We start from the raw sequence: 13,923 nt of genomic DNA, 5'->3' as shown, positions 1-13,923 counted from the left end.
TTTTCGCGGAGATCATCCTTGAGCCTGCCCTTCCTCTCCCGCCTCGCCATGGGCGCCGCCGCCGCCCTGATCGCCGCCGTACCCGTGCCGGCCGTCGCATCCGCGGGGCAGGGCGCCTGGCCGGCGCGGGTCACGGCGCCGCGCGGCGCGCCCAACGTCCTGCTGATCATGACCGACGACGTCGGCTTCGGCGCGTCGAGCGCCTATGGCGGGCCGATCGCGACGCCGGTGTTCGACGCGCTGGCGAGGGGCGGCGCGCGCTACAACAATTTCAACACGACCGCGCTGTGCTCGCCGACCCGCGCCTCGCTGCTCACCGGCCGCGATCCGCACAACGTCAACATGGGCAACGTCACCAACATGCCCACTGGCTTCGAAGGCTATACCACCGCGATCCCGCGATCGGCGGCGACGGTCGCCCGCATCCTGCGCGACGGCGGCTACAGCACCGCGATGTTCGGCAAGAGCCACCTCACCCCCGACTGGGAGCTGAGCGCCGACGGCCCGTTCGACCGCTGGCCGACCGGGCTCGGCTTCGACTATTTCTACGGCTTCCTGTCGGCCGACACCAACCAGACCGCGCCCAACCTGTACGAGAACACCCGGCCGATCGCCCCGCCCGACGAGCCCGGCTATCTGCTCGACACCGACCTCGCCGACCGCGCGATCGGCTGGATCTCGGCGCAGCATGCGGCGGCGCCCGGCAAGCCCTTCTTCGTCTATTATGCGCCGGGCACCGCCCATTCGCCGCACACCGCGCCGGCCGAATGGTTGCGGCGCTATCGCGGCGCCTTCGACCAGGGGTGGGACAAGGTGCGCGAGGAAACGTTCGCGCGGCAGAAGGCGCTCGGCATCATCCCCGCCGACGCCGCGCTCGCCGCCCGGCCGCCCGGCATCCCCGCCTGGGACAGCCTCACCCCCGACCAGAAGCGGCTGTCCGCGCGGATGATGGAGGCCTATGCCGCGAGCCTCGCCTATTGCGACGCGCAGATCGGCCGGGTGATCGAGCATCTCCGCCGCACCGGCCAGCTCGCCGACACGATGATCGTCTTCCTCCAGGGCGACAATGGCGGCAGCGCCGAGGGCGGGCCGATGGGAATGATCTTCGAGCAGACCGCCGTGCTGGGCAGCGAGGAGGACCCCGCCGACCAGATGCGCCGCATCGACGACATCGGCACCGGCCGCGCCTACACCATGTATCCGGCCGGCTGGGGCTGGGCGATGAACGCGCCCTTCCCCTGGTACAAGCAGGTCGCCAGCCATGCCGGCGGCACGCGCAACGGCCTGGTCATCGCCTGGCCCGGCCATGTCGCCGCGCCCGAGACGGTGCGCGGCCAATATGCCCATGTCTCCGACATAGTGCCGACGATCCTGTCCGCGACCGGCGTGGCCGCGCCGAAGACGGTCGACGGCGTCGCGCAGCAGCCGTTCGACGGGATCAGCCTCGCCTATACGCTCGACCGGCCGACCGCGCCGGCCCGCCGCCGCACGCAGGTGTACGAGATGATGGAGAATTTCGGCATCTATCGCGACGGCTGGTTCGCCGGATCGACGCCCAAGCGCTACGCCTGGCAGTTCGCGACCAGGGAGAGCCTGGCCGATCCGCAGAATCGCGACCGCCATTGGGAGCTGTACGACCTGCGGACCGACTTCTCCCAGACGCGCGACCTCGCCGCCGCCCAGCCCGCGAAGCTGAAGGCGTTGCAGGCGCTGTTCTGGAAGCAGGCGGCGCGCAACCACATCCTGCCGATCCACGACTATAAGCTCGGCGCCGAGGGCCGGCCGACGCTCAACGCCGGGCGCGACGTCTTCACCTACACCGCGCCGGTCAGCCGCGTCCCCTATGCCGCCGCGCCGCCGACGACCGGCCGAAGCTTCACGATCGAGGCCGACGTGACGCTCCCTGCCGATGGGGGGCGGGGCGTGCTGCTGGCGGCCGGGGGACGCTTCGGCGGCCATGCCTTCTTCCTCGACGACGGCCGCCCGGCCTTCCACGTCAACGCGGTCGGCCCCCATCAATATGAGCTGATCGCCCGCGACCGGCTCAGCCCCGGCCGCCATCGCCTCGCCGCGCGCTTCGTCGCCGACGACGCGACTCCGGGCAGCGGCGGCGTGATGCTGCTGCTGGTCGACGGGGTCGAGGTCGCGCGCGGCCGCGCCGACCGCGTCTTCCACGGCTGGCTGCAGAACACCGAGGGGTTCGACATCGGCGAGGACACGCTGACCCCGGTCAGCCCGCGCTACGACGTCGCCGGCAGCCGCTTCACCGGAACGATCGAACAGGTCGTGGTCCGGCTGGACTCCGCGCCCTGATCAGCCGGCGAGGGCGCGGCGGATCTCGGTGACGAGCTGGGTCTCCATCGCCAGCCAGGTCTCGATCCATTCGGCCTCGCTCACCTCGACCGCGGTGAACTCGCATTCGATCTTGAGGTGGCAGGCGTCGGGGCCGGCCGGCGTCACCCGGACATAGCCGCGATAGTCGGTGATCGGCAGCGAGCCGACGTCGGTCAGCCGGTAGCGATAGGTGCGGTCGGCGAGGTCGAGCGATTCGAGCCGCTCGCTGATCGGCAGCCCGTCATGCGGATAGATCGTCTTGGTGATGCCGACCCTGGGCTCGTCGCCCTGGAACTCGATCTTCCTGAAGAAGCCGCCCGAATATTGATCGAGCTTGGCGACGCCGTGCCAGCAGACATAGTCCCAGACCGCGTCGGCGGGCGCCTCGATCCGTTCGGCGAGGGTGACGACCGCCATTAGAAGAAGCCCCACAGCTCGGCGATGCGGCCGTCCTCGGCATGGCGGGCGACGTCGATCCCCTCCAGCCGCACGTCGGAGCCGTCGCCGCCCTTGGCGGTCAGCGTCCATTTGGAGGCGGTGTGGTCGCCGCAGCTGGTGACGAAGTCGGTGGCGACGCGGATGTCGCTGAACGCGCCGAGCACGCCCTCCAGATAGGCGCGGCGCTGCTCGTCGGTTTCGAGCGGCGGCCGGTTGACCGGATCGCGCGCGACGGCGCCGGGGGCGAAGGTGGCGAGATAGGCGTCGACGTCGCCGCTGCCGATCGCGTCCCAGAAGCGGCGGACGGTGACGAGGTTCTTCTCGGGGTCGGTCATGGCGTGTCCTTCAATTGATGAAATCGCGGGAGGGGTGGGCGCGCGGATAGTTGCGCACGATGTCGAGCCAGCGCGCGAGGCTGGTGTCGCCCCGGGTCAGCGCGCCCGGCATGTAGTGGATCGTGTCGAGGATCGGCTTGTCCTCGCGCGCGGTGCGGGCGAGCAGTTCGGCCCCGAAGGTCAGCCGCTCGTCGACCAGCCGGTCGCCCTCGGCCGTGCCGTCGCCCTTCTTCACCGCGATCGCCAGATAGACGACATGGGTGCCCGGACGCGGGCAGGCGAAGCCCGCCGCGACCCCCATCCACCAGCCGTCGACCGACCCCTCCTGGATGAAGGTCGAGGTGCCCCGGATGCCGACGTTCCAGTCGAGGTCCTCGCCCTGCTGGTGGATCGCCTCGACCCGCATGCGGAAGCCATAGGGGTCCCACTCCACCGCGTCGTGCGGGTCGGGCATCTTGAAGCGGATGCCGTGGACCGCCTTGATATGCTGGATGTCGGGGGTGTTGGCCGCGAATATCCACGGATCGCAAGTATAGACGTCGGTCTTGAACGGCCGGAATTCGAGCTCCGCATCGGGGAATTCGAAGTCGAACAGGTCCCAGAGCGGCTCGTCGCCGTTGAACGCCCAGACGATGCCGAAGCGTTCCTGCGACGGAAAGACGTAGAGGCAGGCGGCGGGCGGCGGCGGATCGCCCACCCCGGTCCTCGCGACCCAGCCCTCCTGGTCAAACTCCCAGCGGTGGAAGGCGCACTGGATATGGTTGCCGACCACCGCGCCGACCGAAAGATCGGCGCCGACATGGGGGCAATAGGCGCTGGCGACGGTGACCTGGCCGTTCTCGCCCCGGAAGACGACGACCTTGCCGTCGAGGAAGTCACGGCCGATCACCTGCCCCTGCGCCACCTCGCTCGACAGCGCGATCGGGAACCAGGTCTGGCTGAAGACGCCGTTGTCGCCTTCCATCGGCACCGGCCGGGTGAGGCGCCTGCGTTCCCGCTTGCGCCCCGCCGCCGGTGCATCCTCCACCATCTTGATCGTCATGCTCTCGTCCTTCAGAAACGCACCTTGGCGCTGCCGCCGATCTGGCGGGGCGGCGACGCCGAGCCCAGGTCCTTGCCGGTGATCGTGCCGCCGAAATTGACCGGCACGAACTCGACGTCGTAGCGCCGGTCGAACAGGTTCTTGACGAAGCCGGTCAGCTCGACCTTGCCGACCGCCCAGGTCAGCCGCGCATTGACCAGCCAGACCGGCTTCTGCTTCTGGGCGTTGTCGATCTCCCAATAATAGTCGCCGCCCCAGCCGGAGACGTCGACGCGCGAGATCAGGCTGCTGCCGCCCAGATCGGCGGTGTATTGCGCCGCCGCGTTGAGCGTGTAGCGCGGCACCTGGTTGAGCTTGTTGCCCTTGAAGTCTCCGCGCGCGGCAGTGCCCGAGAAGACCGTCACGTCATATCTGTTGATCTTCGTGTCCATCAGGCTGGCGCCCATCGACAGCTCCAGCCCCTTGACCGGGCGCGCCGTCATCTCCAGCTCGGCGCCCCAGACGCTCGACTTGGGGATCGGGTTGGCGATGAACTGCGCCGGGCCGGTGCTGAGATCGAGGCCGAACACCTGCCGGTCGGTGATGTCGCTGTAGAAGATGGCGCCGTTCAGGTAGAGCTTGCGGTCGGCGAGCGCGGTCTTGAAGCCGAGCTCATAGTTCCACAGCTCCTCCTTCTTGAACTCGCGCGTGACCACCGCGTTCGAGTTGAAGCCGCCGCTGCGGAAGCCCTTGGCGACGGTCGCATAGGCGAGCGACCCGCCGGGGAAGCTGTAGGCCAGCGACAGCTTGGGCTGGAGCGACTTGTACGTCCCCTTGTAGCGCGGGACGACGGCGGGCACCGGCGGCGAGACGTCGTCCTGGCGGCGCCGGTCGATGTCGTAGCGCAGCGCGGCGGTCAGCTCGAGATGCTCGACGATGTCGTAGTTGACCTGGCCGAACGCCGCATAGGCGTCGTTGTCGTCCTTCGCGATTAGCCGCGAGCCGAGCACCCGGCTCGGCAGGCCGGTCAGGTCGGGGCCGAGGAAGATCGCGGTGTTCAGGGTGCGGTCGGTGTGGAGATAATAGAGCCCGGTCATCCAGCGCAGCGCCGATCCGGGGGTGTTCGACGACAGCCGCAGTTCCTCGCTCCACGCCTTGACGTCGAGCGTCTGGGTGGCGGCGGCGAGGTCCTGCGGCTCCCAGTCGAGCTCCTCGAACAGGTCCGACTTGACCGACGACCAGGCGGTGACCGAGGTCAGCGCGACCGAGCCCAGGTCGAGGTCGATCTTCGCCGAGACGTCGCCCAGCTTGCGTCCCGCCTTGCCGAGGATGTTGCCGACCACCGGCACCCGCGGGCTGTTCGCCGGGCCGCCGACATACCAGGAGGCGCCGGCATCCTGGTCGTAATAGCTGCCGCGCAGGTCGATCTTCAGCGTCTCGGTCGGCTTGAGCAGCAGCGCGCCGCGCACCGCCCAGGTCTCGTCGAAGTCGACCTTCTTGTTGAGCGTCGAATTGGTGATCTGGCCGTCGCGGTTCAGATAGCTGCCCGCCAGGCGGAAGCCCGCCTTCTCGCCCAGCGGCGCGGTGATCGAGGCCTTGGCGCGGAACTCGTCGCCCTCGGCATAGCCGAGCTCGGCGCTGCCGCCGAAGCTGTCGCCCGGCTCCTTGGTGACGATGTTGATCGCGCCGCCGATCGCGTTGCGGCCATAGAGCGCGCCCTGCGGCCCCTTGAGGATCTCGATCCGCTCGACGTCGAACAGGTCCTGGGTGATCTGGTTCGGCGAGTTCTGCTGCACCCCGTCGACCACCACCGCGACCGGCGATTCGCCGTTGCGCACCTGGCCGATGCCGCGGATGTTGATCAGCACGACGCCGGGCTGCTGCGCCTCGACGATGCGGAAGCCCGACACCATCTGGGTCAGGTCGTTGACCGATTCGATGCCCGCCCGTTCGAGCGTCGTCGCGGAGAAGGCCTGGATCGTGTCGGGCACGTCCCGGATATTCTCCGATTGCTTGCGCGCGGTGACGATCAGTTCGTCCTGATCGCTGGCGACGACCTGCGCCGCCGCCGGCGCGATCGCCATGACGCCCGCGAATCCCGCCGCCGCCACGCCGATGAGCAGCCCCCTCTTCATTGTCACCCTCCCATTGTCGTCGATCCCGCCGCCGCCCGGATCTGGCCGGGTCGCGCGCCGATGATCGGACCATGCCCGCGCGGCGTTCATCGCCACAGTCAACAAAAAGGGGGATGCCGAGATAGGGGGATACCCCCCGGCGACGGTCAGATGATCAGCAGGTCGCGCGCCCGCGCGATCGCCTGCGACCGGCTGGCGACGCCCAGCTTCTCGTGGATCTTCTTGCGGTGGGTCTTCACCGTCCCCTCGGAGATGCCGAGGCGGACCGCAATCTCCTTGGTGATATAGCCTTCGGCGACCAGCGCGATGATCTCGGTCTCGCGCGGGCTGAGCGTGAAATTGTTGGGCGCCTGCTCGACGCCGCGGCGCGGGCTGCTCTGCTGCAGCGTCGCGCCGCTCTCGGTGCCGTCGGCGCCGCGCAGCACGTCGTCGACATAGGCGCCGATCCGCGCGGGCAGGTGGCGGCCGTTGCGGATCGACCAGTCGAACACTTCGGTCAGGTGCTGGCGATTGTTGAGCGCGCGCCGCACCAGCCCGGCATGGCTCGCCAGCTCGACCGCCGCCTGCATATGGTCGACCGCGGCATTGTAGCGCCGCATCCCGTAGGCCGCGCGCATCGCCATGATCCGGAAGGTGAAGCGGAAGCGGCTGTCGGCCTCGCCGAGGAAGGGCTTGTTGATCCGGTCGAGCCAGGCCTGCGCGTCGTGCGGCCGGCCGAGCTCGATCATCAGCCGGGCGACTTCGAGCATCGCCGGCACCTGCACGCCGAGCACCGCGTGCGACAGGCTGTCGGTCGCGAGCAGCCCGGCGAAGCCGGGGCTCTCGACATGCTCCATCGCCGCCCGCCATTCGCCCGCGCGGGTCAGCTCGCGCAGCCGCGCGATCGCCATGAACTGGAGCAGGCGCGGCAGGTTGCGCTCGCGCGCCAGCGCCTCGCCGGCGCGGAGCCGTTCCTCGGCCGCGTCGATGCCGTGGCGGATGCCGGCGATCGCCGCGGCGGTGCCGAAGCCCGACGCGCACAGCCGCACCCAGGCGTTGATCGAGCCGAGCTGGCGGAGGCTGGGGTCGAGCAGCGCCAGCGCGGCGTCGAGCTCGTTATTCTCATAATGGAGGCCGGCGCGCAGGATGCGGGTGGCGATCACCTCGTAATTGTCGACGCCGCTGCCGATCCGGGCGATGCGCTGGGCGTCCTCGATGTAGAGCACCGCCTTGTCGACCGTGTCGCGCGCCACCGCGATGTCGGCCTGGTGGATGCGCAGGAACACCGAGACCCGGCTGTCCTTGACGTCGTGCATCGCGTGCAGGCCGATCCCGCACACCGTCGCCGCCTCGGCGTAGCGGGACAGTTCGAGATAGGCGAGCGCCAGCATGCAGGCGACGCCGCTCGCCAGGATCGGCCGCACCCCGCGATGCGCCTCCATCGCCCGTTCGAGCTCGGCGAGCCGCTGCTCGGTGATCGGCCGGTCGTCGGAGGCGTCGAGCACCATGTCGATGAGCTGGGCGAAGCCGCGGATCGATTCGGGGTCGGCGCCGCGATCGAGCAGGGTGAAGCCGCGCGTCTGCCGCCCCGCCTCCTCCAGCGCGGCGCGCGCCTCGACCGATCGCCCACGCCGGATCGCGAAATAGATCTGCCCCAGGAACAGCAGCGGCAGCTCGCCCGCCCGCGTCGCGGGGACGCGCTCGCCCAGGCCGACATCGGGGCCGTCGCACAGGTCGACATGGATCGCGCCGACATTCTCGATGACGCGCGCGGCGAAGGCGGAGTCGGCGACGGTGACGGCGTGGCGGATCGCCTCGGCGCCGAAGCCGTTCGCCTCGAACCAGGAGGCGGCGAAGCGGTTGAGCGCGTCGAACCGGTCGGGATCGAAGCGCCGCAGCCGCTGGCGCAGGTGCCGGCCGAACACCGGATGGAACGCCGCCCAGCAGCGCTGCTCGTCGACATAGCGGATGAACGATCCCTCGCGGATATGGTCGTCGATCTGCGCCCAGTCGCAGGGCCGGCCGGGCATCGCCGCCAGCGCCTCGGGGGTGAAGCGGTCGAGCACGCTGACGTCCATCAACGCGGCGAGCGAGGCAGCGTCCATCCGCGCGCAGACGACGTCGTCGAGATAATTGGCCATCTCGACCGGAAAGGGCCGCTCCCCCGTGCCGTCCAGCAACCGCTCCGCGCTGCGGGGGGCGCGGGCGACGAAGCGCAGCCCGGCGGCCCAGCCATCGACCGCCTCGTTGATCCGCTGGCGATCCCAGGGGCTCCACGCCTCGCCGAGCAGCGCCGCCGCCTCGTCGTCGGTCATGCGCAGCTCGTCGGGGCCGATGACCTCGACGACGCCGCGCAGCCAACCGTCGTGGAACATCGCGCCCTGCATCCGGCGCGCGGTGATGTGGAAGCTGCTGCTCGGCGGCAGTTCGAGGACGAAGGCGCCGATCAGGGCGCGGGCCGGGGCGGCGTCGATCTTCTCCAGCCCGTCGATGAAGCCGACGATATCCTCGGGCGGATCGGACAGGCCTTCGCTCTCCTCGCGCCCCTCCGCGCCCGCGCCCCGGAAGGCGTGGTCGAGATGGCGGCGCAGGATGGCGGGGTCATTGTCCTCGGCCGACAGCGTCAGCCAGCGCACCGCCGCGCCGGCGGCGGCGAGATCGGCGTGGTGGCTGGCGAGCGCCGAGGTCTTGCCGCTGCCCGGCGGGCCGACGACCAGCGTCACCTTGCCGGCCGCCTCCGCCATCCGCCGGGCGATACGCGGGCGCGCGACCAGCGGTTCGATCAGCCGGGGCGGACAATAGCGCATCGCCGACGCTCCCCGGCGGCGGGCCGGAGCCTTGGCATCGGCGATGCTGACGATCCGTGACGTCGGCCTTCTCCTCGTTTCCCGCAGCGCCGGCAGGGTGCCACGCGCCCGCCGGCCTGCCAAGCGCGGCGGCGATCAGGCCCCGGCCGGCTCGACGGCGAGCGCCTCGAGCAGCGCCGCCGCGACGAGCGGCGCGGAGGCCGGGTTCTGGCCGGTGACGATGTTGCCGTCGACCTCGACATGGCCGCCGAACGGCTCGGCCGCCTTGGCATAGACGCCGCCCAGCTCGACGAGGCGGGTTTCGGGCAGGACGGGGACAACCTTGTCGAAGGTGGTCAGCTCCTCCTCGACATTGCTGATCGCGGTGACGCGCCGGCCGGCGACGAGCGGGCGGCCGTCGGCGGTGGTCGCGCCGGCCAGCGCGAGGACGCCGTGGCACACCGCCGACACCAGCCCGCCCTGGCGATCGATCGTCTCGATGGTCGCCTTGACCGCCGGATCGACCGCGAAGTCCCATGCCGCGCCGGCGCCGCCGACGAAATAGACCGCGTCGAAGCCCGACGGATCGAGCTCCGCCAGGCGCGGCGTCGCGGCGAGCGCCGCCGACGCCGCCGGATCATCGAGGAAGCGCGTGCCCGCGTCGGTCAGCCACGGCGCCTCGAGGCTCGCCGGATCGAGCGGCGCCGCCCCGCCCGCGATCGAGGCGAGCGTCAACCGCTGGCCATCGTCGGCGAGCAGATACCAGGCGCTCGCCAGCTCCTCGAGCCAGGTCCCGGTCTTCTGTCCCGTGCCGCCCAGGTCCGCCTGCGATGTCAGGACGAACAATATTTTGCTGCTCATGTCGCGATCCTCGGTTGTCTTCGGATCAGGCCTGCGGCCTCGGGCGGGCGAATTCACCTCAACTAAAAGGGGGAGCGGTCGATGCCCGCCCGAAACCCGGGCAGCCCTCGTCGGCGGAATACCGCATTATTCCTGAATCGCATTTTGACGGCGCATCGCTTGAATTGCTCCATGACCACGTGGATGCGCAGCGGGGAGCGTCTTCTGGAGACCCTGGCCGACAGCCTCACCGGCTTCGACCATGTCGCCGAACAGGCGCATCGCTTCGATTTCTATTCCTACTGCGAACATTATGCCGTGCAGCGCGGCCAGTTGGCCCGCACGTTCAAAGGCGTCATGAAGCAACGCGGATCGAAGCTGCCGATACACGGCACGGTGCTGGGCTCCGCCCATCGATTATATCTGGATATAAGGGGCGCCCTGGATTCCGGGGTCGTCGCGGTGCTCGAAGAACTGCTGCGCGGCGAGACGTTCCTTGCATCGCGCGCGGATGCCACGCTGGAGCACGAGGGACTGCCCGACGACATATATGAGATCGTTCGGCTGATCCGCGCGAACACCAGCCAGTCCTTGCTGGATCTGAAGGCAATGCTCAGCCACGCGAGCAAGGGCTTCGCGGCAGGCTCCTTCAGGCTTTACCGCTGAGACCTGCAGAGCGCCCGGCATAATATGCCGGAACGATTTTAGCCCCGCGAGACTGCTGTCTTGCGGGGTTGTGTTTGTATGTGGGTTGGTGGTTTGTGGGAGATGGTTGCGGGGATAGGATTTGAACCTATGACCTTCAGGTTATGAGCCTGACGAGCTACCGGGCTGCTCCACCCCGCGACACTGATTGTGGCCTTGTTGGGCCGAGGACCGGAGCCTGTAAGGCTCCGCAAGGCCAAAGGCCGTCGCGGTATCCCCGCGGAAGCCAAGGCAGCGGATGCTGCCGCCGGCGCCTGAGGCCGGCAAACAAAGTGAATGGGTTATTCTGATGCACGGCCTTCAAAGCCTGGCGACGCCCTACTCTTCCACCGCTTAAGCGCTAGTACCATCGGCGCAGTCTGGTTTCACGGCCGAGTTCGGGATGGGATCGGGTGGGTCACAGACGCTATGGCCACCAAGCTATGGAGGCCGTGCATGAGAATTCTAGAAACCGTGCATGTTGATGCTGAGAGTTTTATACCGCCATCAGGATTGTTATTGATGGTGGGGCTCTCAAGCGCGACTAGAGCAATTAGTATCGGTTAGCTCCACGCGTTACCGCGCTTCCACATCCGATCTATCAAGGTCGTGGTCTTCGACCGCTCTAAGATATCTTATCTTGAGGGAGGCTTCCCGCTTAGATGCTTTCAGCGGTTATCCCGTCCGTACATAGCTACCCTGCTGCGCGGCTGGCGCCACGACAGGTCCACCAGAGGTACGTTCAACCCGGTCCTCTCGTACTAGGGTCAACTCCTCTCAAATATCGACGCCCACGGCAGATAGGGACCAAACTGTCTCGCGACGTTCTGAACCCAGCTCACGTACCACTTTAATTGGCGAACAGCCAAACCCTTGGGACCTGCTCCAGCCCCAGGATGTGATGAGCCGACATCGAGGTGCCAAACAACCCCGTCGATATGAGCTCTTGGGGGTTATCAGCCTGTTATCCCCGGCGTACCTTTTATCCGTTGAGCGATGGCCCTTCCACGAGGGACCACCGGATCACTATGACCGACTTTCGTCTCTGCTCGACTTGTCAGTCTCGCAGTCAGGCTGGCTTATGCCATTGCACTCTAACAGCCGGTTTCCAACCGGCCTGAGCCAACCTTCGCGCGCCTCCGTTACTCTTTGGGAGGCGACCGCCCCAGTCAAACTACCCGCCACAGAGGGTCCCTGAACCAGTTTCATGGTTCGAGGTTAGACATCAGAAAACAACAGGGTGGTATTTCACCTATGGCTCCACCAGGACTGGCGTCCCGGCTTCAAAGCCTCCCACCTATGCTACACAGTTATTTCCTAATGCCACTCTGAAGCTGCAGTAAAGGTGCACGGGGTCTTTCCGTCTAACCGCGGGTACTCCGCATCTTCACGGAGAATTCAATTTCGCTGAGCATGTGCTGGAGACAGTGGGGAAGTCGTTACGCCATTCGTGCAGGTCGGAACTTACCCGACAAGGAATTTCGCTACCTTAGGACCGTTATAGTTACGGCCGCCGTTTACCTGGGCTTCATTTCGGAGCTTGCACCCCTCCACTTAACCTTCAGGCACCGGGCAGGCGTCAGACCCTATACGTCGTCTTGAAGCCGACTTAGCAGAGCCCTGTGTTTTTGCTAAACAGTCGCTACCCCCTGGCCTGTGCCCCCCACAACTGGTTGCCCAATCGTGGGGCCTCCTTCTTCCGAAGGTACGGAGGCAATTTGCCGAGTTCCTTCAGCACACTTCTCTCAAGCGCCTTGGTATACTCTACCAGACCACCTGTGTCGGTTTCGGGTACGGTCTATACGGTGGGGCTATTTCCTGGAACCATTTCGAAGCACGTCCAATCCGTTAAGGACGTACAACACACATGATCCGTCACACACCACCAGGCCCACGAATATTAACGTGGTTCCCATCGACTACCCCCTTCGGGCTCGTCTTAGGGGCCGGCTCACCCTGCGCGGATTAGCCTTGCGCAGGAACCCTTGGTCTTTCGGCGACAGGGCATCTCACCCTGTTTATCGCTACTCATGTCTGCATTCGCACTTCCGATACCTCCACGGCCCATTACCAGACCGCTTCACAGGCTTACGGAACGCTCCGCTACCGCGTGGATAAATCCACACCCTAAGCTTCGGTGCGTGTCTTGAGCCCCGTTACATCTTCGCCGCAGGAACCCTTATTTAGACCAGTGAGCTGTTACGCTTTCTTTAAAGGATGGCTGCTTCTAAGCCAACCTCCTGGTTGTTTTGGGATTCCCACATGCTTTCCCACTTAGACACGACTTGGGGACCTTAGCTGTAGGTCAGGGCTGTTTCCCTCTTGACGACGGACCTTAGCACCCGCCGTCTGTCTCCCGGATATCACTCGTTGGTATTCGGAGTTTGGTTGAATTTGGTAGATCTCGCGACCCCCGCATCCATCCAGTGCTCTACCCCCAACGGTGTTCATCCGAGGCACTACCTCAATAGTTTTCGCGGAGAACCAGCTATTTCCCGGCTTGATTGGCCTTTCACCCCTAAACACAACTCATCCGGTAACTTTTCAACGTTAATCGGTTCGGACCTCCAGTGGGTGTTACCCCACCTTCATCCTGGTCATGCCTAGATCGCCGGGTTTCGGGTCTAATGCATCAAACTAAGTCGCCCTATTCAGACTCGCTTTCGCTGCGCCTACACCTATCGGCTTAAGCTTGCTTGATACATTAAGTCACAGACCCATTATGCAAGAGGTACGCTGTCAGGCCATAAAGACCCTCCAACTGCTTGTAGGCATTCGGTTTCAGGTACTGTTTCACTCCCCTCATCGGGGTGCTTTTCACCTTTCCCTCACGGTACTTGTTCACTATCGGTCATGCACGAGTATTTAGGCTTGGAGGGTGGTCCCCCCATGTTCAGACAGGATTACACGTGTCCCGCCCTACTCAAGTCCTGATGTTTCACTTTCGCATACGGGGCTGTCACCCGCTATGGCCACTCTTTCCAAAGTGTTCTGCTAATTCACCATCAGGCACTGGCCTGGTCCGCTTTCGCTCGCCACTACTTACGGAATCTCGGTTGATGTCTTTTCCTCCAGCTACTGAGATGTTTCAGTTCGCCGGGTTCGCTTCACCAAAGCTATGTATTCACTTCGGTGATATCCTTCCCAATTAACTCCCAAACTGTGTCGCCACAGTGCAGAAATTAATTGGTGAGGATGGGTTTCCCCATTCGGAAATCGTCGGGTCAAAGGTTGCTCACACCTCACCGACGCTTATCGCAGCGTGCCACGTCCTTCATCGCCTGTGCATGCCAAGGCATCCACCAAATGCCCTTACCTCACGCTTGAGAGCCCGCACCACCAACAGCAATCCTGAAGGATCGCCGCGGCGT

8 protein-coding genes, 1 tRNA gene and 2 rRNA genes are annotated in these 13,923 nt (G+C 66.1%); 2 read left to right on the top strand and 9 right to left on the bottom strand.

The genetic code is table 11. The annotated features are described in order from the left end of the window. The first annotated feature begins 18 nt into the window (after positions 1-18). Positions 19-2,313: an arylsulfatase gene (locus HRJ34_RS20705; RefSeq protein WP_208632266.1), complete on the top strand. Its 2,295-nt coding sequence runs from the start codon at positions 19-21 to the stop codon at positions 2,311-2,313. On the opposite strand, the gene HRJ34_RS20700 is transcribed toward HRJ34_RS20705, so the two are convergent. The 6 genes from HRJ34_RS20700 to HRJ34_RS20675 all read right to left on the bottom strand — a co-directional run bounded on the left by HRJ34_RS20700 (position 2,314) and on the right by HRJ34_RS20675 (position 9,889). Then, positions 2,314-2,751 carry an SRPBCC family protein gene (locus HRJ34_RS20700; protein WP_030091533.1) on the bottom strand — a complete coding sequence of 146 codons (438 nt, stop codon included), beginning with the start codon at positions 2,749-2,751 and terminating at the stop codon, positions 2,314-2,316. Next, on the bottom strand, positions 2,751-3,107 hold the full coding sequence (locus HRJ34_RS20695; protein ID WP_208632265.1) for a nuclear transport factor 2 family protein: 357 nt from the start codon (positions 3,105-3,107) through the stop codon (positions 2,751-2,753). The genes HRJ34_RS20700 and HRJ34_RS20695 overlap by 1 nt, the downstream gene beginning before the upstream one ends. Before the next feature lie 10 nt (positions 3,108-3,117). Next, positions 3,118-4,149 carry a Rieske 2Fe-2S domain-containing protein gene (locus HRJ34_RS20690; protein ID WP_016745129.1) on the bottom strand — a complete coding sequence of 344 codons (1,032 nt, stop codon included), beginning with the start codon at positions 4,147-4,149 and terminating at the stop codon, positions 3,118-3,120. Positions 4,150-4,160: 11 nt separating this feature from the next. Beyond that, on the bottom strand, positions 4,161-6,263 hold the full coding sequence (locus tag HRJ34_RS20685) for a TonB-dependent receptor (RefSeq protein WP_208632264.1): 2,103 nt from the start codon (positions 6,261-6,263) through the stop codon (positions 4,161-4,163). A 146-nt stretch (positions 6,264-6,409) separates the two neighbouring features. Next, positions 6,410-9,049, bottom strand: coding sequence for a LuxR C-terminal-related transcriptional regulator (locus HRJ34_RS20680; RefSeq protein WP_208632263.1), 2,640 nt, complete (start codon positions 9,047-9,049; stop codon positions 6,410-6,412). Positions 9,050-9,184: 135 nt separating this feature from the next. After that, the gene (locus HRJ34_RS20675) at positions 9,185-9,889 is read right to left on the bottom strand and encodes a type 1 glutamine amidotransferase domain-containing protein (protein ID WP_208632262.1); all 705 of its coding nucleotides are present in this window, start codon (positions 9,887-9,889) and stop codon (positions 9,185-9,187) included. Between the two features lie 171 nt (positions 9,890-10,060). Between HRJ34_RS20675 and HRJ34_RS20670 the strand changes: the two genes are divergently transcribed. Then, a complete protein-coding gene (locus tag HRJ34_RS20670) occupies positions 10,061-10,534 on the top strand; it encodes a ferritin-like domain-containing protein (protein ID WP_226948874.1) in 474 nt (157 codons plus the stop codon). Between the two features lie 103 nt (positions 10,535-10,637). On the opposite strand, the gene HRJ34_RS20665 is transcribed toward HRJ34_RS20670, so the two are convergent. The 3 genes from HRJ34_RS20665 to HRJ34_RS20655 form a co-directional block, all read right to left on the bottom strand. Continuing rightward, positions 10,638-10,714: transfer RNA gene (locus HRJ34_RS20665), tRNA-Met, on the bottom strand. Positions 10,715-10,878: 164 nt separating this feature from the next. Then, a 5S ribosomal RNA gene (gene rrf, locus HRJ34_RS20660) occupies positions 10,879-10,993 on the bottom strand. A gap of 92 nt (positions 10,994-11,085) precedes the next feature. Continuing rightward, a 23S ribosomal RNA gene (locus HRJ34_RS20655) occupies positions 11,086-13,878 on the bottom strand. Positions 13,879-13,923: the final 45 nt, after the last annotated feature.

Origin of the sequence: Rhizorhabdus wittichii, assembly GCF_017607425.1 — a bacterium.
GTDB lineage: Bacteria > Pseudomonadota > Alphaproteobacteria > Sphingomonadales > Sphingomonadaceae > Rhizorhabdus > Rhizorhabdus wittichii.
This window is presented reverse-complemented; position numbering and strand designations above follow the sequence as displayed.

Excerpts from the sequence above, each read along its gene's own strand:
- HRJ34_RS20685 (WP_208632264.1), bottom strand. The coding sequence starts at position 6,263 with ATGAAGAGGGGGCTGCTCATCGGCGTGGCGGCGGCGGGATTCGCGGGC.
- HRJ34_RS20670 (WP_226948874.1), top strand. The coding sequence starts at position 10,061 with ATGACCACGTGGATGCGCAGCGGGGAGCGTCTTCTGGAGACCCTGGCC.
- HRJ34_RS20690 (WP_016745129.1), bottom strand. The coding sequence starts at position 4,149 with ATGACGATCAAGATGGTGGAGGATGCACCGGCGGCGGGGCGCAAGCGG.
- HRJ34_RS20680 (WP_208632263.1), bottom strand. The coding sequence starts at position 9,049 with ATGCGCTATTGTCCGCCCCGGCTGATCGAACCGCTGGTCGCGCGCCCG.
- HRJ34_RS20700 (WP_030091533.1), bottom strand. The coding sequence starts at position 2,751 with ATGGCGGTCGTCACCCTCGCCGAACGGATCGAGGCGCCCGCCGACGCG.
- HRJ34_RS20695 (WP_208632265.1), bottom strand. The coding sequence starts at position 3,107 with ATGACCGACCCCGAGAAGAACCTCGTCACCGTCCGCCGCTTCTGGGAC.
- HRJ34_RS20675 (WP_208632262.1), bottom strand. The coding sequence starts at position 9,889 with ATGAGCAGCAAAATATTGTTCGTCCTGACATCGCAGGCGGACCTGGGC.